Origin of the sequence: Paenibacillus sp. N3/727 (assembly GCF_022637315.1) — a bacterium.
Classification (GTDB): Bacteria; Bacillota; Bacilli; order Paenibacillales; family Paenibacillaceae; genus Paenibacillus_AQ; species Paenibacillus_AQ uliginis.
Map to the genome: position 1 here is coordinate 2,169,318 of NZ_CP093336.1, position 18,570 is coordinate 2,187,887.

An 18,570-nucleotide genomic window follows, 5' to 3' on the forward strand; every position below is an offset into this window, starting at 1 on the left:
AGCATCCTTTCAATCATTTTGGCGGTGTTCAACTGCAGTTTCCCTCTTCTTAAGCAGCGTCCGTTATGCTATGATAAAGAAGTCCACCTTTTGGGCGGACTAATCTATAAAGAAGCGGGATGAGATCATGAGCGTATCGGAATTGAACACGGTTGATATGGCCGAAGTGCTCACATACGCCTATGAATTGGGCGACATGATTAATGCATCCGTCGAGGTGGCGGATTATCTATATTGGAAACAGGCTGTTGAGAACGATCCGGGAATTCAGGCCCTGATTCATAAACTTGACGCCAAGAAGGAATTGTTCGAAGAAACACAGCGGTTCGGTCATTTCCACCCTAATTATCATTCGGCTAAAGATGAAGTTAGTGCGGTAGAAGCGGAGCTGGAGGCTTTTGAAGCCGTTGTACGTTTTAAGCTTGCTGAGAAGAATTTGGATGATCTGCTCTTTAATATGTCCGAGAAAATCGCATTTTCGGTGTCGGACACCATTAAAGTACCAAGCAATAATGCTCTTCCGAAAAAAGGGTGCGCAAGTGGCGGCGGCTGCCAGTGCGGCTGATCTGAGCGGTAATAGATAGAGATGAAAGAGAGGCGAGACCAGGATGCTGGCGGAACGAACCGGTTATATTATTTGGGTAAGTGATGTGAAAGCAGCAAGAAACCTTGAGAAATACGGCAGTGTGCACTATATTTCACGTCGAATGCAATATGTTGTAATGTACGTTAACGCTGATCGTGCGGACGAGACAGTCAAGAATATTCGCAGACTTTCCTACGTCCGTAAAATCGAGCGTTCGTACCGGAACGAGATTAAGACAGAATACAGCAGTAACGTGCCTGACAAGACCAAATTTTTCGGACCATGATTGAACTTCTCCGGTTAGCACCCGGTCTTGCCGATAAGTTGAATATGCAAAATACAAGCGGCCGCGAGGCCGCTTTTTTTATGAGGCAAGAAAGTATAAACTTTGGAGCAAGCTGCATCTTTATCTAGCAAGAAAAACTACGACTAAGTGCGGTCTGTCTTCCTTGAGGTACGTCGATAGATTTTTTTATATTAGAAAATAGAACTTTGCGAATCCATAAAATACCGTGATTTTAATTTTCAAGAACTATTCACAAAGAAAAAAGTTTCTGACTTGTGCATAATTAAGGAATGATGTAATATGTTGGGTATATATACATAGACATAAAGACCCATTGGGTGGAGAGTGATAATCCATGCGCGACAAAGGGACAGAGCGGTGGAGCACCTACGAACCGTTTTACATTACGTTAAATGACAAGAAAATAGCAGACATCGTCATAACAAATCATGCCAAAAGTCGGTACATGGATCGGGTGGAACATCACGATACTCCTCATGAGGAGATTGGGGCCTGGATGTGGGAATGTTTGAAACAGAATCGCATTGTGCCTTATTACAGAAACGAGCAGGATGTGTATCTTATTGATGATGATCTCGTCGTAGTTGCGGAATTTTCAGAGCTGGAACACGAACGTGATCTTATTGGAAACCCGCTGCATCGGATGATTATTGTGACTTTTCTCGGACGGATGTCTGAGACGATTGAACTTCGGGATCTAAAATCCTATTATTCATGGTTACGTCACTCCCGGCGTATGACCTTAATAAAAAACAGCCGTAAACGGAAATAGAGCATGCGTGTGACAGCACGGATGCTCTTTTTGTATAGGTCTGAGAAGTTCGGTAAAATAGAGAAATAAATGATGCAAAGAGGAGTTGTAAAGATGGAATCGGGTCAACAAACGTCATCAATGGCTGACAGAAGAAAAGGCTGCGATCTTCATACACATACGCTGGCTTCGGACGGGATGAACGAGCCCTCCGAGAACGTGCGCCTTGCGTACGAAAAAGGTCTATACGCTATTGCGATAACTGATCATGACACGGTTTCTGGTGTTCAAGAGGCTCTTGAAGCGGGTAAGCGTTACGGGATGACAGTTGTCCCCGGCGTGGAAATCAGCACCATGGCAGGTGGTAAGGATATTCATATTCTTGGATATTACGTAGATACGGAAGACAAAGATTTTCTGAACCGTCTGTCCAATCTGCGTAATACGAGAAATGAGCGCAACGAGAAAATCATTCTTAATCTGCAAAGTCTTGGTATTGAGATAACGATGGAAGAGGTTATTTCAGGCCTTGATCGGGATTTGAAGCCGGATGAAAGCATTGGCCGTCCTCATATAGCAGACACACTAGTGAAAAAAGGATTTGCCTCGAATATGCGTGATGCATTTGACCGTTACCTGGCGCACGGGGGTCTAGCCTACGCTGCTCAGCCTCGCATTTCTCCGCAGGAAGCGTGTTCGTGGATAAGAGAGGCTGGCGGAACGCCGGTATTGGCGCATCCGGGTCTGTATGATGATGACGGACTTGTAAGTGAAATTATTAAGGAGGCCCATCCATCTGGTATTGAAGTTTTCCACTCGGATCACGGACCAGAGGAAGAACGCCGTTATGGGGCAATGGCTGAGGATTTTGGTCTGATCGTGACGGCAGGCTCCGATTATCACGGTGAGCGGCAGGGGGCTGTGTTTCATGGGGATATTGGCAATCGCTCGGTGCCTGAAGATGTGCTGGAGAAGTTAAAGACTGCGCGGGGATAGGCCCGTAGTTAGGGATCATGTCAGTTGTAATGCTGAGAGGTTGTCTTCAATGAATCTAAGGTTCAACTGGATCTGCGTTTTAAAGACGCTCCGAGTACGAATCGTTCCTCCGATCTCTCTTGCCCCCGAATTATCTAAATGGTTTTTTTAGTGGATGAAATTCGGGGACAAAGGAGACCGCTTTCGCTTCTCCGGAATCGTTTCGTCCTCTCCGCTGCTTCGTGCTTTTATCACATTAAAACAAATAAACTTAACAACCTTTTTGAAACTCAGTTTCCAGCAACCATCTATAGATGGAAGCCTCAAACCTCACTTTGCGCACACACTCTTTCTCCCAAACAGCTGAATCCTTCGTGAATCCATCCTTTTCAAGCACGCGGCTCTTCGGATTGCAAGGGGAGAGGGTGGGAAAGAGGTGATGGGCTTTTTCTTGCCCACCATTTTAGGTTTCAGATAGAACAAGACGACCACTTCCCGATTAAATATCGGGAAGTGGTCGTCTGAATAAGAGTAAGGACAACTTGACGGGAAAGTCCACCGTCAAGTTGTCCTTTTTTATACCCTGCGGAAGAGATATTTGTCCTCGAGGGCAAGAGCGATTGGAGGAACGATTCGTACTCGCAGCGTCTTACAACAGACAACCGACCATTAATTTCTCTGGTTCTTAATAATACTTGGAAGGCTCTTGATGAGCTGTGCATCCGGTGTCACAAATAGCGTCTTTTGGTGATCATAGATGACAAACCCCGGCTTCGAGCCGCTTGGCTTACGAACATGACGGATCAACGTGTAATCAACGGGCACGCTGCTGGATTCTTTGGCTTGACTGTAATAGGCGGCCAATTGGGCAGCTTCCTGCAATGTGTTTTCACCGAAACTGTCGCTGCGGATGACCACGTGAGAACCGGGAATATCTTTTGTATGAAGCCAGGTGTCATTCGACGAGGCTAGACGGTTCGTGACATATTCATTTTGCAAGTTGTTTTTACCTACGTATAGCTCGATTCCTTCCGATGAAGTGTACATATGCAGTGTAGGTTTGTCGTTCTTTTTCTTCTTTCGTGTCTTGCGGCTACGGTCGCGTAGATAGCCTTGCTGGATCAGCTCTTCTCGTATCTCGTCAATATCGTTCAGTGAGGCGTGGGCCAATTGTTGCAGCAGGCTTTCAATATAACTGATCTCCTCACGGGTCTTGATGAGCTGTTCATCGATAACGGCCAGGCTGTTTTTGTATTTGTTGTACTTCTTGAAATAACGCTGTGCGTTATCCGACGGAGACAGCAGAGGATCAAGCGGGATGGTGATCATTTGCTGATCCTCGTCGTAATAATTAAGCAGTTCTGCTTGTTTGTCACCCTTTTGAATACTGTGTAGTGAGGCAAATAGCAGCTCGCCAGAAATGCGGTAACGGTCAGCGTCTCCGGCTTCCTCCAGATCCTCATGCAGCTTATCGAGCTTCTTGATGTTTTTGGAGCGTTCGTTCTGCAGGAAACGGAGCAGATCGCTCACCTTCTGCTTAACGGTATCCCGCTGAGCTTTGTCGCCGTAGTAATCTTCCAGACATTTGCTAGGGGAGTCGTAATGCTCTGTTTGCCCCGGAAGCATTGTGAGCGGGATGACGGAAAACACCATTTTTCCTTTGGCGCTCACTCCGCTCACGGGTGTGTAGCGGTGGTTTTCAACTTCGGTCATTATTTCGGAAAAAGCGTTCCATAACCCGCCGCAGTCTTTCTCGGCACTGGAAGAATCTCCACCAGTCGTATAACCAGCCCGATGGGCAATCTCCTGTGCTGCAAGAGGACTCATTCCACTAAAAGAATCTACCAGCCATGCAATAGGATCAACTGGACTGAGCACACAAGATTCCCGGAACTGTTCCTGCACGGTCTCCAGTGGATTGAGCTTATTCTGCTGCGGAGGTTCAGTGTAAGCCACCCCCGGCATAATGATCCGGTAGCTGCTGATCGCTGGTGTGACGTGATGGATTCCGTCGAGTATGGTTCCTGTGGAATGATCCAGTAGGATGATGTTACTGTGACGGCCCATAAGTTCAATGATGATCGTTTTGGAGGAAACATCTCCAAGTTCATCCCGCTGCCGGACACGGATGTGGATGATCCGCTCCATGCCGATTTGTTTGATTTCCTCTATAATTCCGCTCTCACAATGTTTCCGCATCAGCATACAGAACATTGGAGCTTCGGGCGGGTTGAGGAAGCTCTCTTCCGTCAGGTGCACCCGGGGATACGTCGGATTTGCGGAAAGCAAAATCTTGGCGTTTCCGTTCTGTGATCGGATGTGGAGCACAATATCCCGTTCGTTCGGTTGATATATTTTACTGATCCGGGCGCCCCGACAAGCTGTAAGCTCATGCACAATCGCCCGTGTTACAATACCGTCCAATGCCATTCGTCATTCTCCTATCTGTTACGTTACCCTTCTTGCTTTCTTCTCTATGATGCCATACTTCGCGCAAAAACTTAAGGGCCAGGCTGTGATATTTGTGGTCCTGTCCGAATACATTTACGTTAAGAGGTGGAAAAGCTGTCGTCCGCCGGAACTGGAGAAACAACCGGGAGGGAAAGGAAGCATGGAACAAAAGTTATGGCACCAGATGGATGTTGATGAACTGCAGCAGGTGATGCGGGTGCATCCGCAGCAGGGCCTCACGGAAGAGGAAGCAGGAGAAAGACGGAAGACCAGCGGGTTGAACGAACTGTCCGAGGGCAAAAAAATATCTCCGTTCACACTGTTGTTGAATCAATTCAAGGACTTCATGGTGCTCGTGCTCCTTGGTGCCACGTTGGTATCCGGTCTGCTCGGAGAATACCTGGATGCCGTGACCATCATCGCCATCATTTTAATTAATGGAGTGCTCGGCTTTGTACAAGAATTTCGGGCCGAGCGGTCACTCCGGGCATTGAAACAGCTGTCAGCACCTACTTCCAAAGTGCTGCGGGACGGAAAAGTAATTCATATTGCGGCAAAAGGATTGGTTCCGGGAGATATTATTCTGGTAGAAAGCGGAGACCGGATTCCAGCGGATGTCCGCTGGCTGGAGACAAGCAGCTGTAGTGTGGAAGAATCGGCTTTAACGGGTGAATCGCTGCCTGTGAACAAACACTCAGAGAATATTTCAGAGCATGATGTGCCGCTTGGTGACCTAAAAAATATCGGGTACATGGGCACGATGGTATCCCGCGGAACAGCGAAGGGAATGGTCATCCGTACAGGGATGGACACCGAGATGGGCAAAATTGCGGATTTGATTCAAAATACCGAATCCCAGGAAACTCCGCTGCAGCATCGTTTGGAGCAACTTGGAAAAATACTGATTGGCGTCTCACTTGCACTGACCGTTCTGGTTGTTGTTACGGGGATTTTGCATGGCCAGCCGGCGGCAGGCATGTTCCTGGCAGGAGTCAGCCTTGCTGTTGCCGCGATTCCTGAAGGTCTTCCAGCCATCGTGACCATAGCGCTGGCGCTTGGTGTGCAGCGGATGATCAAACGTAAAGCTATCGTAAGAAAACTCCCGTCGGTTGAAACGCTAGGCTGCGCTTCTGTTATCTGTTCGGACAAAACCGGTACGTTGACGCAAAATAAAATGACGGTAACCCGCGTCTGGACTGGTGGCCAGATGCTGGAAGTTACGGGACAAGGCTATGAGCCATCCGGTCAAGTCCTGAAGGACGGAAAGCCCGTCGAACTCCGGACGGATCAATCTTTACGAAGACTTCTACAGATCGGCGGTCTGTGCAACAATGCCGAAATTCATGAGAGTACGTCTGAAGAAACAAGGTCAAAACGCAAGAGTAAGGAAGAAGAGCTGCAGCCTGTCAGCTGGGAGCTCAAGGGTGATCCGACAGAGGGTGCGCTGCTTACACTTTCTGCAAAAATGGGGCTTAGCCAAGGTACACTCGCTGCTTCTTATCAGCGTGATAAGGAATTCCCATTCGACTCCGAACGTAAACTGATGTCTGTCATTGTCAGTCACCAAGGCGGACGCTTGCTATGCACTAAAGGGGCGCCGGATGTGCTGCTGGATGCTTGTACTTATATTTTGTGGGAAGGCAATGTCGTACCTTTGACCGGGACGCTACGGCAAAAGGTATTGGCGGCCAACGAATCCATGGCTTCCTCGGCACTGCGCGTACTCGGGATGGCATATCGGGATATTCGTCCTCATGATAAGCCAGAATCTGAACGAGAGGCTGAATGTCAACTTATCTTTACGGGGCTTGCCGGTATGATTGATCCTCCGCGTCGTGAAGTCCGGGATGCGATTGCAACATGCCGTCGGGCGGGAATCAAGACGGTTATGATTACGGGAGATCACCGCACGACAGCGGAAGCCATTGCAAGTCAGCTTGGTATTATGCCGCGTAATGGACATTCGATGACCGGTCAGGAACTGTCCCGTCTTGACGAAAAGCAACTGGATGCAAAGGTCGATCAAACATACGTATATGCCCGGGTCTCACCTGAGCACAAGCTGAGAATTGTAAAGGCGCTCCAACGAAAGGGACATGTGGTCGCTATGACCGGAGACGGTGTAAACGATGCCCCTGCGATCAAGGCATCGGATATCGGTATAGCTATGGGGATTACGGGTACGGATGTGACTAAAGAAGCCTCAGCGCTTGTACTGAGCGACGATAACTTCTCCACCATCGTAGCCGCGATTGAAGAAGGGCGGAGCATATACGAAAATATCCGTAAGTTTATCCGGTATCTCCTTGCCTCTAATGTTGGCGAAATATTGACGATGTTTTTTGCCATGATGATGGGTCTGCCGCTGCCACTGGTACCGATTCAGATTTTGTGGGTGAACCTTGTGACCGACGGACTGCCTGCCATGGCGCTCGGGGTTGATCAGCCGGAGAAAGATTTAATGGAGCATAAGCCGCGTGGAGCTAAGGAAAACATATTTGCAAGACGTCTCGGGTGGAAGATTATCAGCCGTGGTGTGCTAATCGGTCTGTGTACATTGGGAGCCTTCTGGCTTACGCTGCGGACAGCACCGGATCAGGCCGGACAGCTGGCTAAGGCGCAGACAGTCGCATTTGCCACCCTGGTCATGGCTCAGTTGATTCACGTGTTCGACTGCCGTAGCTCACGGTCCATCTTCCACCGGAATCCGCTTCAGAACAAATATCTGGTATTAGCCGTACTGTCTTCGGTACTGCTCATGTTGGGTGTTATATACATCGAGGCTCTGCAGCCGATATTTAAAACGGTTCCGCTGGGACTGAGAGATTGGGCAATCACGCTTGTCGGTGCCGGTATTCCAACATTCTTGATGGGTGCAGGCAGCGTATGGGGTGGTAAGCGTCACCGTAACCGCCGCAACATGATGACGAAAAGTGCAAATCTTTCGGCATAAAGTAAATTTGAAAATCCGTCTTGCTGCGGTATGCTGATTTCCATTAGCAGCTGCAGAGGAGATGGGTTTTCTTATGTTATTCACGAAAATGCACGGACTTGGAAATGATTTTATTATCGTATACGGCGAGAAGGATCTACCGATTAATGCTGCAGAACTAGCTGTAAAATGGTGCAACCGATTTTTCGGAATCGGGGCCGACGGACTCGTATATATTTTGCCTTCTGACAAAGCCGACTTTAAGATGCGAATCATGAATTCTGACGGTTCTGAAGCCGAGCAATGCGGAAATGCCATTCGTTGTGTGGCTAGATACGTCTACGATCACGGATATGCCGATGGCAATGAGGTCGTGATTGAAACGCTAGGGGCAGGCGTACAGAAAGTCAATCTCAAAATGGATGGGAATCAGGTCCGAAGCGTAAGGGTAGATATGGGAGAGCCAATACTTGAAGGGTTGAAGGTTCCAACTACGCTGGATCACAATCCGGTAGTGAATCATCCGATCGAGGTGGACGGCCGACAATTCAGCTTTACGGCTGTGTCGATGGGCAATCCCCACTGCGTGATCTATGTAGATGATGCCGTTCACTTTGACCTATCGGTATGGGGACCGAAGCTGGAAGTCCACCCATTTTTCCCGAAAAAGATCAACGTTGAAATTGCTACCGTAAAGGCGCGGGATTATGTGGATATGCGTGTGTGGGAGCGGGGTGTCGGGCCTACGCTGGCTTGCGGGACTGGTGCATGCGCAACTTTGGTAGCGTCAGTGCTGAGCGGCAAAACGGATCGGGCTGCTGTTATCTCACTTAAAGGCGGTGATTTGTTCATTGAATGGGATAAGGCTGATAACCATGTATATATGACAGGTCCGGCTGAGATGGTATATGAAGGAGAGATTCCGATAGAGCTGCGGGCTGCAGGGATACAGTAATATCGGATGGAAATTTATTTTATATGTTTCACGTATAAGTCACTTAATATCTCTCGAAGAAACGCTCTTCATCCTTAATAAAGGATACCGAAAGCGTTTCTTTTTGACTCTTTATCTTTGGGAAGTATTTATGATACATTAATATGAAACTATAGTCAGGTAGGGGGAAGTACGATGAGACCGGATCTGCGGCAAGCTTGGGGAAACAAGGTACTAATCGGGGACGGAGCGATGGGTACTTTCTTATATCAAAAAGGTTTCCCGGTAGGGATATCCTATGAGGAGTTGAATCTGACCTCCCCGGAAGTCATAGGAGATGTACATCGCCAGTACATAGAAGCTGGTGCCCAGATACTCGAGAGCAATACGTTTTCTGCGAACTACGATAAACTTTCGAAGTATGGTCTTGAATCGAAAGTAGATGAGATAAATCGGGCAGGCGTGCGCATCGCTCGTGAAGCCGCTGGCAAGGACGGATACGTTGTCGGGGCAATTGGTTCCATACGTGGAGGGAAGCGGAACAATATATCGACCGATGAGCTGAAGAGGCACTTTGAACAACAGATTCATTCACTGCTGTCGGAGGGCGTAGATGGTATAGTGCTGGAAACCTTTTATGATGTTGAGGAAATGCTTCTGGCTTTATCCCAGGTGCGTAAGGTAAGTGATATGCCGGTTATCTCTCAGTTTGCGGTGGAAGATATCGCCAGAACACTTGATGGACATACGATGACAGAAGCGTTTCGCATTGTTTCTCAGGAAGGTGCGGATGTATTCGGATTCAACTGCCGGACTGGACCTAATGGAATACTGCGTGCCTTGGAGACACTACAGGGAGTCAAGACACTACCGGCTTCGGTATTTCCTAACGCGGGTATTGCCGATTATGTGGACGGTGAATACCGTTACGGAGCCAGTCCTGAATACTTCGGGAAAATGGCAGTACAGTTTGCTGACATGGGAGCCCGGATTATCGGGGGCTGCTGTGGGACGACACCGGCGCATATCGCCGAGATTTCGTCTGCTCTTACGAACTACATTCCGTCTCCGCTGCCGGAGCCTTCTATGGAAGACGTAGACCGAGACCGGATCGTACTGCATGAACATCTGGAACAAGAACAAGGAATAGAACAGAGCGGCGAGCCTACACTTGTTGATCTTGTAAAGGAGCGGCATACGGTTATTGTCGAACTGGACCCGCCTCGTGATCTGGATATTACAAAATTCATGAAGGGCGCTGAAACTTTAAAAAGAGCAGGAGTAGACGCACTGACGATGGCCGACAATTCGCTGGCTGTCACCCGGATGAGCAATATGGCACTTGGCCATCTTGTTCACAGCCGTACCGGTCTCCGGCCTTTGATTCACATCGCTTGCCGGGACCGGAACTTGATTGGGACGCAGTCCCACATGATGGGCTTTGATGCACTTGGAATTGATCATGTACTGGCTGTTACAGGCGACCCTGCACGGTTCGGAGATTTACCGGGTTCCAGCTCTGTTTATGATCTGACCTCTTTCGAAATCATACGAATGATTAAGCAGTTGAATGAGGGCGTGGCTTTCTCGGGCAAGCCTCTGAAGCAGAAAGCGAAGTTTGTTGTGGGGGCAGCGTTTAATCCGAATGTAAGGCATCTTGATAAAGCGGTGCAGCGGCTGGAGAAAAAAATAGCCAGCGGTGCAGACTATGTGATGACTCAGCCAGTGTATGATCCGGAACTCATCGTAAAGTTGAGGGAAGCTACCAAGCATCTGGACATTCCAATTTTTATCGGGATTATGCCTTTAGCGAGTGGCCGGAATGCAGAGTATCTTCATAATGAAGTGCCTGGTATCCAGTTGTCCGATGAAGTGCGTGAACGGATGGCTGGCCTTGAAGGTGAAGAGGGCAGGTCTATGGGTGTGAAGATTGGGAAAGAACTATTGGATGTCGCGGCTGAGCATTTTAAAGGCATATACCTGATGACACCGTTTATGTTTTATGAGATGACGGCCCAGTTAACAGAATACGTATGGGAGTTATCCAACCGCCGATTGTCCCCCTTGTTTCATTAATAGTTATCAATTACAATAGTATAATGGATGTGATTCCGATGTCATTAAGTATGACCGGATTTGGTCAATCCGCCATCAAATTTGAGGGTTATACGGTTACCTTTGAAGTGAAGTCAGTGAATCACCGGTATTGCGAAGTTTTATTCCGGATGCCGCGTGAATGGGCTTGCTTTGAAGATTCTTTAAGAAGGACCGTACAGTCCCGCATCGGACGTGGGCGGATCGATGTTTACATTAATAAAGAAAGCGACGGCGAGAACTCCTCGGCGGTCCTTAATCATGCGATGGTTAAGGCTTATTTGAAAGCCGCGGATGAATTGGGAAGCTACGGCATTGAAGGGAAGCCAACAATTAGTGACATTCTTTCATTGCCTGAAGTTCTGATCAGCCGAAGTGAGCAGCCGGGCGAAGATAAGCGCCAGCAATGGGGCGAAATGTTATGCAGCGGGCTTGACAGTGCTCTGGATGGACTGATGCAAATGCGCAGTGCAGAAGGATCTCACCTGGCCCAAGATATGGAGCAGCGGCTTGAACGCCTTCAGTCTTTGCAGACAGAGATGGTAAGCCTTGCTCCGACCGTCACAGCTGAATACCGGACACGCCTGCGTCAGCGCTTGGAGGTCTTGAATGACGGCTCGTTGGCTTTCGATGAACATATATTTGGAATGGAAGTCGCTTTGTTTGCGGAGCGCTCCAATATTGATGAAGAATTAATTCGTTTGCATAGCCATTTCAATCAATGCAGACAGCTTTTGCATCAGAAGGGGCCTACAGGACGCAAACTGGATTTTCTGATCCAGGAAATGAACAGGGAAGTCAATACGATTGGATCCAAAGCCAATCATCTGACTCTGGTAAACCGTGTTGTCGAAATGAAAGCGGAACTGGAGAAGATTCGTGAACAAGCCGCAAATGTAGAATAAGCTGGCTTATTCGGCAAATAGAGTCAAATGTATAGGGGGAACAACCGCAATATGGCAATCAAACTCATTAATATCGGCTTCGGGAATATCGTATCGGCTAATCGTATCATTTCTATCGTAAGCCCCGAATCAGCTCCGATTAAGCGGATTATTCAAGAAGCAAGGGATCGTCATATGCTGATTGATGCCACTTACGGCCGCCGGACCAGGGCTGTGATCATAACGGACAGCGATCATGTCATTTTGTCGGCTGTGCAACCGGAGACGGTTGCTCACCGTTTATCCAGCAAAGATGATGACAACGACGAATAAAGATGGGGAGTATTATGTCTACAAAGGGATTATTAATTGTATTGTCCGGTCCATCCGGTGTAGGTAAAGGAACGGTATGCAGCGCACTGCGCGGCCGAGTTCCGGATCTGGTATACTCGGTTTCAGCCACAACGCGCAAACCGCGAGTGGGTGAAGTGGACGGTGTTAACTATTTTTTCAAGGAACGTGAACAGTTTCTCTCCATGATCGAGAACGATCAGCTCTTGGAATTTGCGGAGTATGTCGGTAATTATTACGGTACTCCGTGCGATTTTGTGGAAGAGACCATAGCAAACGGTAAGGATATTATTTTGGAGATTGAAGTGCAAGGTGCGTTGAAGGTTAAGGAGAAGTTCCCTGAGGGGATATTTATTTTCCTGACCCCGCCGTCTTTGGATGAATTAAAGGACCGTATTGTTGGGCGCGGCACGGAAAATCAGGCCACGATAGATCACCGGATGTCTGTAGCGGTTGATGAAATGGAATTGATACGGCATTATGATTATGCGGTTGTCAATGACGAAATCAATCACGCATGCAAACGAATAGAATCTATCATTATTGCCGAACACTGTAAAGTCGTGAAGTGAGATCATTATTAGCTTCCTTTTTGACAGTGAGAGATCATTAGTATATGAAAATGAGGTGCTTTGAAACTATGCTATATCCTTCCATCGATGAAATGATGAACAAAGTAGACAGTAAGTATTCGCTCGTTGTTGCGGCTTCCCGCCGTGCACGTCAGCTGCGTGAAGGTGAGAACAGTGAGCTGAAAAACCCGAAATCCCATAAACATGTGGGTGTTGCTCTCGAGGAAATCTACGGTGATTTCATTCGTGTTGAAAAGGGCGAAGAGTAAGCTTTCTGACATTTTAATAAGATGCTATACAAAAATGTGACAACCGAAAGGTTGTTATTTTTTTGAGAATATAAGCAAGTATAAGATTTTATTTATATTTATACTTGGCTTATATTTCTCGTAGAAGCGGCTTTCCAATATAAGCTTTGCTTCTTTGTTGTTTTAATACATAAAGCGGGGGGAGCAGTCATGTTAAACGGTAAAGTTATTGTGCTTGGAGTCACAGGCGGCATTGCGGCGTACAAGGCCGCTATGCTGTGCAGTAGACTTGTCCAAAAGGGAGCCGATGTGCATGTGATTATGACGTCCTCGGCCAAGCAGTTTATTACTGAGCTAACACTGCAGTCGCTTACTAAAAATCCGGTATACAGCGATACGTTTGATGAGCGTGACCCTTCAGTCGTATCCCATATTCATCTGGCAGATCTGGCCGACTTGGTATTGGTAGCTCCGGCTACGGCCAACGTTATAGGCAAAATGGCAAACGGTCTTGCCGATGATATGCTTACGACCACACTTTTGGCAACTACGGCACCAGTTATGATTTCCCCGGCAATGAATGTGCATATGTATACACATCCCGCGGTTGTAGCGAACATGGAAACACTGGTTTCCCGCGGAGTGTCGATGATTGAGCCCGGTGAGGGTCTACTCGCTTGCGGCTATGTCGGCAAAGGCCGTATGGAAGAGCCGGAAAGAATCGTTGAAGTGGTGGAAAGATTTTTCAAACAGCAGGAAATGGACCCGGTGCTCTCTGGAAAAGATAAGGTAGAGGGGATTTTGTCAGGTAAAAAGGTAGTCGTAACCGCAGGTGGAACGATCGAACGCATTGATCCGGTGCGTTACATTACAAATGATTCATCTGGCAAAATGGGCTTTGCGATAGCCAAGGCGGCAAAAGAAATGGGTGCGGACGTTCATTTGATCGCAGCTCATACTGATGTATCTCTTCCGGAGGGAGTGAAGGCGGAGCGGGTGGAATCAGCACAGGACATGTATGAAGCTGTCATGCGGGAGTTCGATGATAGTGACCTGATCGTTAAAGCTGCCGCAGTAGCTGACTATCGGCCGATGAAAGCAGCCTCCTCGAAGCTGAAAAAGCAGGGAGAGACCATGACGCTGGAGCTGGTCAAAACGACAGATATTCTGGAGACCATGGGCAAATCCAAAAAATCACAGTTTCTGATCGGATTCGCTGCCGAAACCAATTTGGTTGAACAGTATGCAATGGACAAGCTGCGCCGTAAAAACTGCGATCTTATCGTAGCGAATGACGTTACAAAATCCGGCGTTGGATTTGGAACAGATACGAACAGTGTGCAAATATTCGACTCGGAAGGGCTCGCACTTCATCTTCCGCTCATGTCCAAGGAGGATGTGGCTCGGCGCCTGCTTACTTTGGCAGCTGAGCGAATGGCAAAGGGGGAATCTTGATGGAAATGGCCAGAGTGATTGTGGACGTTCCGTCCAAGGACACCGACCGGCCGTTTGATTATCTGATCCCAGAACGGCTTCGGCCGTGGGTTGAGGTTGGAAGCCGGGTAGGCGTCCCATTCGGGCACCGGACACTGCAAGGTTTCGTTGTGTCTCTGCATCCGCGTCCCGAGATGGATTATGCCAAAATGAAGCCATTACAGGAAGTTCTGGACTTCGCTCCTCCGCTGTCCCCGGCGCTGATTAAGCTCAGTGAGTGGATGAAAGAGCGTTATGCGTGCCGTCAAATCACGGCACTGCAGTCCATGCTTCCAACAGCGCTTAAAGGGAAAGCGGAGCGTTATATTACACTCGGAAATCCTGATGAAGATAACAGCTGGCCGGAAGACGGCCTGTTTGCTTTGCTTCCCGAAAATGAAGTGGAGCAAGCGGTTTTGGATTTTGTTAAACAACGTGGTGAAGTCACATTAGAGCAAGTAAACCGGGCTTTTCCGAATGACTCAGACCAGATCAAAGCCTTGCTGGCACGGGGGCTACTGCTTGAGCATCAGCAGATTAAGGACAAGCTACAGAAAAAGACGATGAAAGCCGTGGAATTGGCTGTAGAAGTTGCAGAGGCGCAGGAAGCGCTAGCGTCATTTCCGGCAAAAGCCCAGCGCCAAAAAGAAGTTCTCGCATATATCATAGAAATGGAATCATTCCTTCCTATAGCAATGAAAGAAGTATTGTCTGCTCTTGGGGTGACAGCCGGAACCGTTAAAGCTCTTGCTGATAAAGGGTATATCCGGATCGAGGATATGGAAGTCTTTCGGGATCCTTATAAAGGCCGGGATTTTAAACCGAGCGAACCGCTTGTTCTTACACAAGAGCAACAGCAGGTGTACAGCCGAATTGTTTATAAGCTGGATGAGCGCCGGCATAGCGTCTTTCTATTACACGGGGTCACCGGGAGTGGGAAGACGGAAATCTATCTTCAGAGTATTCAGCGATGCCTGGAGCAGGAACGACAAGCGATCGTGCTTGTTCCGGAAATCTCACTTACACCTCAGATGGTTGAACGATTTAAAGGACGTTTTGGAGATCTGGTTGCCGTGATGCACAGCCGGCTTTCGGACGGTGAGCGCTATGACGAGTGGAGAAAAATTCATGAGGGCCGCGCTTCGGTAGTCGTTGGAGCGCGTTCGGCTATTTTTGCACCTTTTGACCGCCTTGGATTGATCATTATGGATGAGGAGCATGAGACCTCCTATAAACAGGAAGAAACGCCAAAGTATCACGCCAGAGATGTGGCGATTCGCCGGGCATCAGAAACAGGCGCAGCCGTAATCTTGGGCTCGGCTACCCCTTCCCTGGAGAGCTATCATGCTGCCAAATCGCAATCCCAGGAGGATTTTGCACCGGAATTGCTGGAAATGCCGACACGTGCGTTAGGCAACCGGCTGCCGGAAGTTACTATTGTTGATATGCGTGAAGAGTTAAAGGAAGGTAATCGTTCCATGTTCAGCCGTCTTCTTCACGAGGCGATTGCGATCCGGCTAGAGCGGGGAGAGCAGACGGTGCTGCTGCTTAACCGGCGCGGATACTCTACGTTTGTGATGTGCCGAAGCTGCGGCTATGTGGCAGGCTGTCCGGAATGCGACATTTCACTGACATACCATCAGAAATCGAACAATCTTCGTTGTCACTACTGTGGATATGCGCATCAGGCTCCGGAAGTGTGTCCGGACTGTGGAAGCGAGCATATCCGTTATTTCGGAACCGGGACACAGCGTGTCGAGGAAGAGCTTGCCAAACTGTTTCCGGGAATCCGGGTGATCCGGATGGATGTGGATACGACGACAGAGAAGGGTTCACATGAAAAGCTGCTGAAGCAGTTTAGGGATAAAAAAGCGGACGTTCTGCTCGGTACCCAGATGGTAGCCAAAGGCCTTGATTTTCCGGATGTGACGCTTGTAGGTGTCATTACAGCGGATTCGGCACTGAATCTGCCAGATTTCAGGGCAGCTGAGAAGACGTTCCAGCTATTAACCCAAGTTGCCGGCCGTGCAGGCCGTCATCAGCTGCCGGGAGAGGTTGTCATTCAGTCCTATACGCCCGAGCATTATTCTATTATTCATGCGAGTGGACACGACTATCTGACGTTCGTTAAGGATGAGCTCAAGCACCGTAAGGCGCTGCATTACCCTCCATATTGCAGGCTTATTCTGGTGACACTATCGCATGAGCAGCTGCCGCTACTTGTCCGTCTCGCGGAAAATTATGCGGCAGATTTGAAGGGAAGGGCGGACCGGAGAGGATGGTTCGGCAGTCTGGACCGTTTTGCCGCTGACGCCCTGGATGTTCTGGGGCCCGTAGCATCGCCTATTCCAAGGCTGAAAAATAGATACAGATTCCAATGTATGATAAAATGGCGTGGGACGATGGATGCTGTTTCGCTTGTCAGGCAGGTGGCTGAGGAGCTACAGGATTCGGTGCGTGACACGAAGTTGCAAATCAGCATTGACGTGGACCCGCAAATGTTAATGTAATACAGCATATATTGAATGAAAAGTGTGAGGAAGGTGTCATGATGGCAATACGTATTATTGTTAAGGAACCGGATGAAGTGCTGCACAAAAAGGCCAAGGAAGTTACAAAAGTAACGCCAAACGTTCAGAAACTGCTGGATGATATGGCGGATACCATGTACGATGCGGACGGTGTTGGCCTTGCTGCACCTCAGGTTGGCATATTAAAACGTCTTATTGTGGTAGATGCGGGGGATGAGCATGGGTTGATCAAGATGATGAACCCTGAAATTCTGGAAAGTGAAGGCGAACAGTTCGGGCCTGAAGGCTGCCTAAGCATCCCTGGATGGAACGGCGATGTGCGCCGTGCCGAGCAGGTAAAGGTGAAGGGACTTGATCGCGAAGGTAATGAACTGATCGTGACGGCGACGGGTCTGCTAGCCCGTGCTTTTCAGCATGAAATAGACCATCTGAACGGGGTTCTGTTTACAGACATCGCGGAACGGGTGTACGAATATGATCCGAACCTGCCTCCACGGAGGGAGCTGGAAAACCGATGAATATCGTATTTATGGGTACTCCTGCGTTCGCCGTGCCCAGTCTCGACATGCTGGTGGCTGAAGGCTACAACATTACGGCAGTTGTAACGCAGCCGGACCGACCGCAGGGGCGGAAAAAGGTTCTTACACCTACCCCTGTAAAGGAAGCGGCTTTGCGTCACGGTATTCCTGTGCTGCAGCCGCAGCGTCTCCGTAGCCCGGAAGCGATAGCTGAGCTTTCAAAATATGAGCCGGATATGATTGTTACGGCAGCGTATGGGCAAATTTTGCCGAAAGCTGTGCTGGATATGCCTTTGCTCGGTTGTTTGAACGTTCATGGATCGCTTCTCCCCAAATATCGGGGAGGAGCTCCCATCCAGCGTTGTATCATTAACGGGGAGAAGGTTACAGGCATTACATTAATGTATATGGCTGAAGGCCTTGATACGGGGGATATGATTGCCCGCGTGGAAGTTCCGATCCAGGATGACGACACCGCTGGAACGATGTTCGAGAAACTTAGCATCGTCGGAGCTTCTCTTCTGAAGGAGCAGCTTCCGTCTTTGACGGGCGGCAAGGTACAGGCAGTTCCTCAGAACGATGAGGAGGCAACATATGCTCCGAACTTGTCGCGTGAAGACGAGAAGATGGATTGGACCCGCACGTCCCGGGAAATCTATAACCAGATACGAGGTCTTGTTCCGTTTTCCGGTGGATTTACCCTTTGGAACGATGAGGTGTTCAAGGTATGGGCAGCTGCAGCTCCCGGGAACGGAAGCACCGCTTCAGGGGAAGCCATTTCTGGAACGGTGCTCGACCTGAGCGAGAACGGTATCGTGGTGAAGACCGGTGACGGCTCTCTGACATTGTTATCGGTTCAGCCAAGCGGTAAAAAAGCGATGGATGCTGCACAGTTTAGCCGTGGGACAAGCATGACGCTCGGGACGGTGCTGACGTGAGCGGACGAGGAAACACCTCTCCTAG

General features: G+C 48.8%; 16 protein-coding genes. 15 read left to right on the forward strand and 1 reads right to left on the reverse strand.

Going from position 1 to position 18,570, the window contains the following annotated elements:
- The first annotated feature begins 127 nt into the window (after nucleotides 1-127).
- The 4 genes from MNQ98_RS09565 to MNQ98_RS09580 all read left to right on the forward strand — a co-directional run bounded on the left by MNQ98_RS09565 (nucleotide 128) and on the right by MNQ98_RS09580 (nucleotide 2,640).
- Entirely contained in the window at nucleotides 128-565 is a 438-nt protein-coding gene (locus MNQ98_RS09565; RefSeq protein WP_241932961.1) for a YlbF/YmcA family competence regulator, read from the forward strand.
- 43 nt (nucleotides 566-608) lie between these two features.
- Nucleotides 609-872 carry a YlbG family protein gene (locus MNQ98_RS09570; RefSeq protein WP_208914816.1) on the forward strand — a complete coding sequence of 88 codons (264 nt, stop codon included), beginning with the start codon at nucleotides 609-611 and terminating at the stop codon, nucleotides 870-872.
- A gap of 355 nt (nucleotides 873-1,227) precedes the next feature.
- Nucleotides 1,228-1,665: a hypothetical protein gene (locus MNQ98_RS09575; protein ID WP_241932962.1), complete on the forward strand. Its 438-nt coding sequence runs from the start codon at nucleotides 1,228-1,230 to the stop codon at nucleotides 1,663-1,665.
- Nucleotides 1,666-1,758: 93 nt separating this feature from the next.
- The gene (locus tag MNQ98_RS09580; protein ID WP_241932963.1) at nucleotides 1,759-2,640 is read left to right on the forward strand and encodes a PHP domain-containing protein; all 882 of its coding nucleotides are present in this window, start codon (nucleotides 1,759-1,761) and stop codon (nucleotides 2,638-2,640) included.
- A 648-nt stretch (nucleotides 2,641-3,288) separates the two neighbouring features.
- Here the strand turns inward: MNQ98_RS09580 and MNQ98_RS09585 are convergent.
- A complete protein-coding gene (locus tag MNQ98_RS09585; RefSeq protein WP_241932964.1) occupies nucleotides 3,289-5,049 on the reverse strand; it encodes an Rqc2 family fibronectin-binding protein in 1,761 nt (586 codons plus the stop codon).
- 181 nt (nucleotides 5,050-5,230) lie between these two features.
- On the opposite strand from MNQ98_RS09585, the gene MNQ98_RS09590 reads away from it, so the two are divergent.
- The 11 genes from MNQ98_RS09590 to fmt all read left to right on the forward strand — a co-directional run bounded on the left by MNQ98_RS09590 (nucleotide 5,231) and on the right by fmt (nucleotide 18,545).
- Nucleotides 5,231-8,023 carry a calcium-translocating P-type ATPase, SERCA-type gene (locus MNQ98_RS09590; protein WP_241932965.1) on the forward strand — a complete coding sequence of 931 codons (2,793 nt, stop codon included), beginning with the start codon at nucleotides 5,231-5,233 and terminating at the stop codon, nucleotides 8,021-8,023.
- A gap of 73 nt (nucleotides 8,024-8,096) precedes the next feature.
- Nucleotides 8,097-8,957, forward strand: coding sequence for a diaminopimelate epimerase (dapF, locus tag MNQ98_RS09595; RefSeq protein ID WP_241932966.1), 861 nt, complete (start codon nucleotides 8,097-8,099; stop codon nucleotides 8,955-8,957).
- A gap of 174 nt (nucleotides 8,958-9,131) precedes the next feature.
- Complete coding sequence (locus tag MNQ98_RS09600) at nucleotides 9,132-11,012, forward strand: bifunctional homocysteine S-methyltransferase/methylenetetrahydrofolate reductase (RefSeq protein WP_241932967.1); 1,881 nt, start codon at nucleotides 9,132-9,134, stop codon at nucleotides 11,010-11,012.
- 38 nt (nucleotides 11,013-11,050) lie between these two features.
- Nucleotides 11,051-11,935, forward strand: coding sequence for a YicC/YloC family endoribonuclease (locus tag MNQ98_RS09605; protein ID WP_241932968.1), 885 nt, complete (start codon nucleotides 11,051-11,053; stop codon nucleotides 11,933-11,935).
- Between the two features lie 51 nt (nucleotides 11,936-11,986).
- Nucleotides 11,987-12,247 carry an extracellular matrix/biofilm regulator RemA gene (gene remA / locus MNQ98_RS09610; protein WP_006209218.1) on the forward strand — a complete coding sequence of 87 codons (261 nt, stop codon included), beginning with the start codon at nucleotides 11,987-11,989 and terminating at the stop codon, nucleotides 12,245-12,247.
- A gap of 14 nt (nucleotides 12,248-12,261) precedes the next feature.
- Nucleotides 12,262-12,837, forward strand: a complete 576-nt coding sequence (gmk, locus tag MNQ98_RS09615; protein WP_241932969.1) for a guanylate kinase — start codon at nucleotides 12,262-12,264, stop codon at nucleotides 12,835-12,837.
- 68 nt (nucleotides 12,838-12,905) lie between these two features.
- Nucleotides 12,906-13,106 carry a DNA-directed RNA polymerase subunit omega gene (gene rpoZ, locus MNQ98_RS09620; protein WP_208914808.1) on the forward strand — a complete coding sequence of 67 codons (201 nt, stop codon included), beginning with the start codon at nucleotides 12,906-12,908 and terminating at the stop codon, nucleotides 13,104-13,106.
- 189 nt (nucleotides 13,107-13,295) lie between these two features.
- Nucleotides 13,296-14,540 (forward strand): bifunctional phosphopantothenoylcysteine decarboxylase/phosphopantothenate--cysteine ligase CoaBC, encoded by a 1,245-nt coding sequence (gene coaBC, locus MNQ98_RS09625; RefSeq protein WP_241932970.1) that lies wholly within the window; start codon nucleotides 13,296-13,298, stop codon nucleotides 14,538-14,540.
- Nucleotides 14,540-17,068: a primosomal protein N' gene (gene priA, locus MNQ98_RS09630; protein WP_241932971.1), complete on the forward strand. Its 2,529-nt coding sequence runs from the start codon at nucleotides 14,540-14,542 to the stop codon at nucleotides 17,066-17,068. The genes coaBC and priA overlap by 1 nt, the downstream gene beginning before the upstream one ends.
- A 41-nt stretch (nucleotides 17,069-17,109) precedes the next feature.
- On the forward strand, nucleotides 17,110-17,607 hold the full coding sequence (gene def, locus MNQ98_RS09635; protein ID WP_208920551.1) for a peptide deformylase: 498 nt from the start codon (nucleotides 17,110-17,112) through the stop codon (nucleotides 17,605-17,607).
- The gene (gene fmt / locus MNQ98_RS09640) at nucleotides 17,604-18,545 is read left to right on the forward strand and encodes a methionyl-tRNA formyltransferase (protein WP_241932972.1); all 942 of its coding nucleotides are present in this window, start codon (nucleotides 17,604-17,606) and stop codon (nucleotides 18,543-18,545) included. Before def ends, fmt begins: the two co-directional genes overlap by 4 nt.
- Nucleotides 18,546-18,570 lie beyond the last annotated feature (25 nt).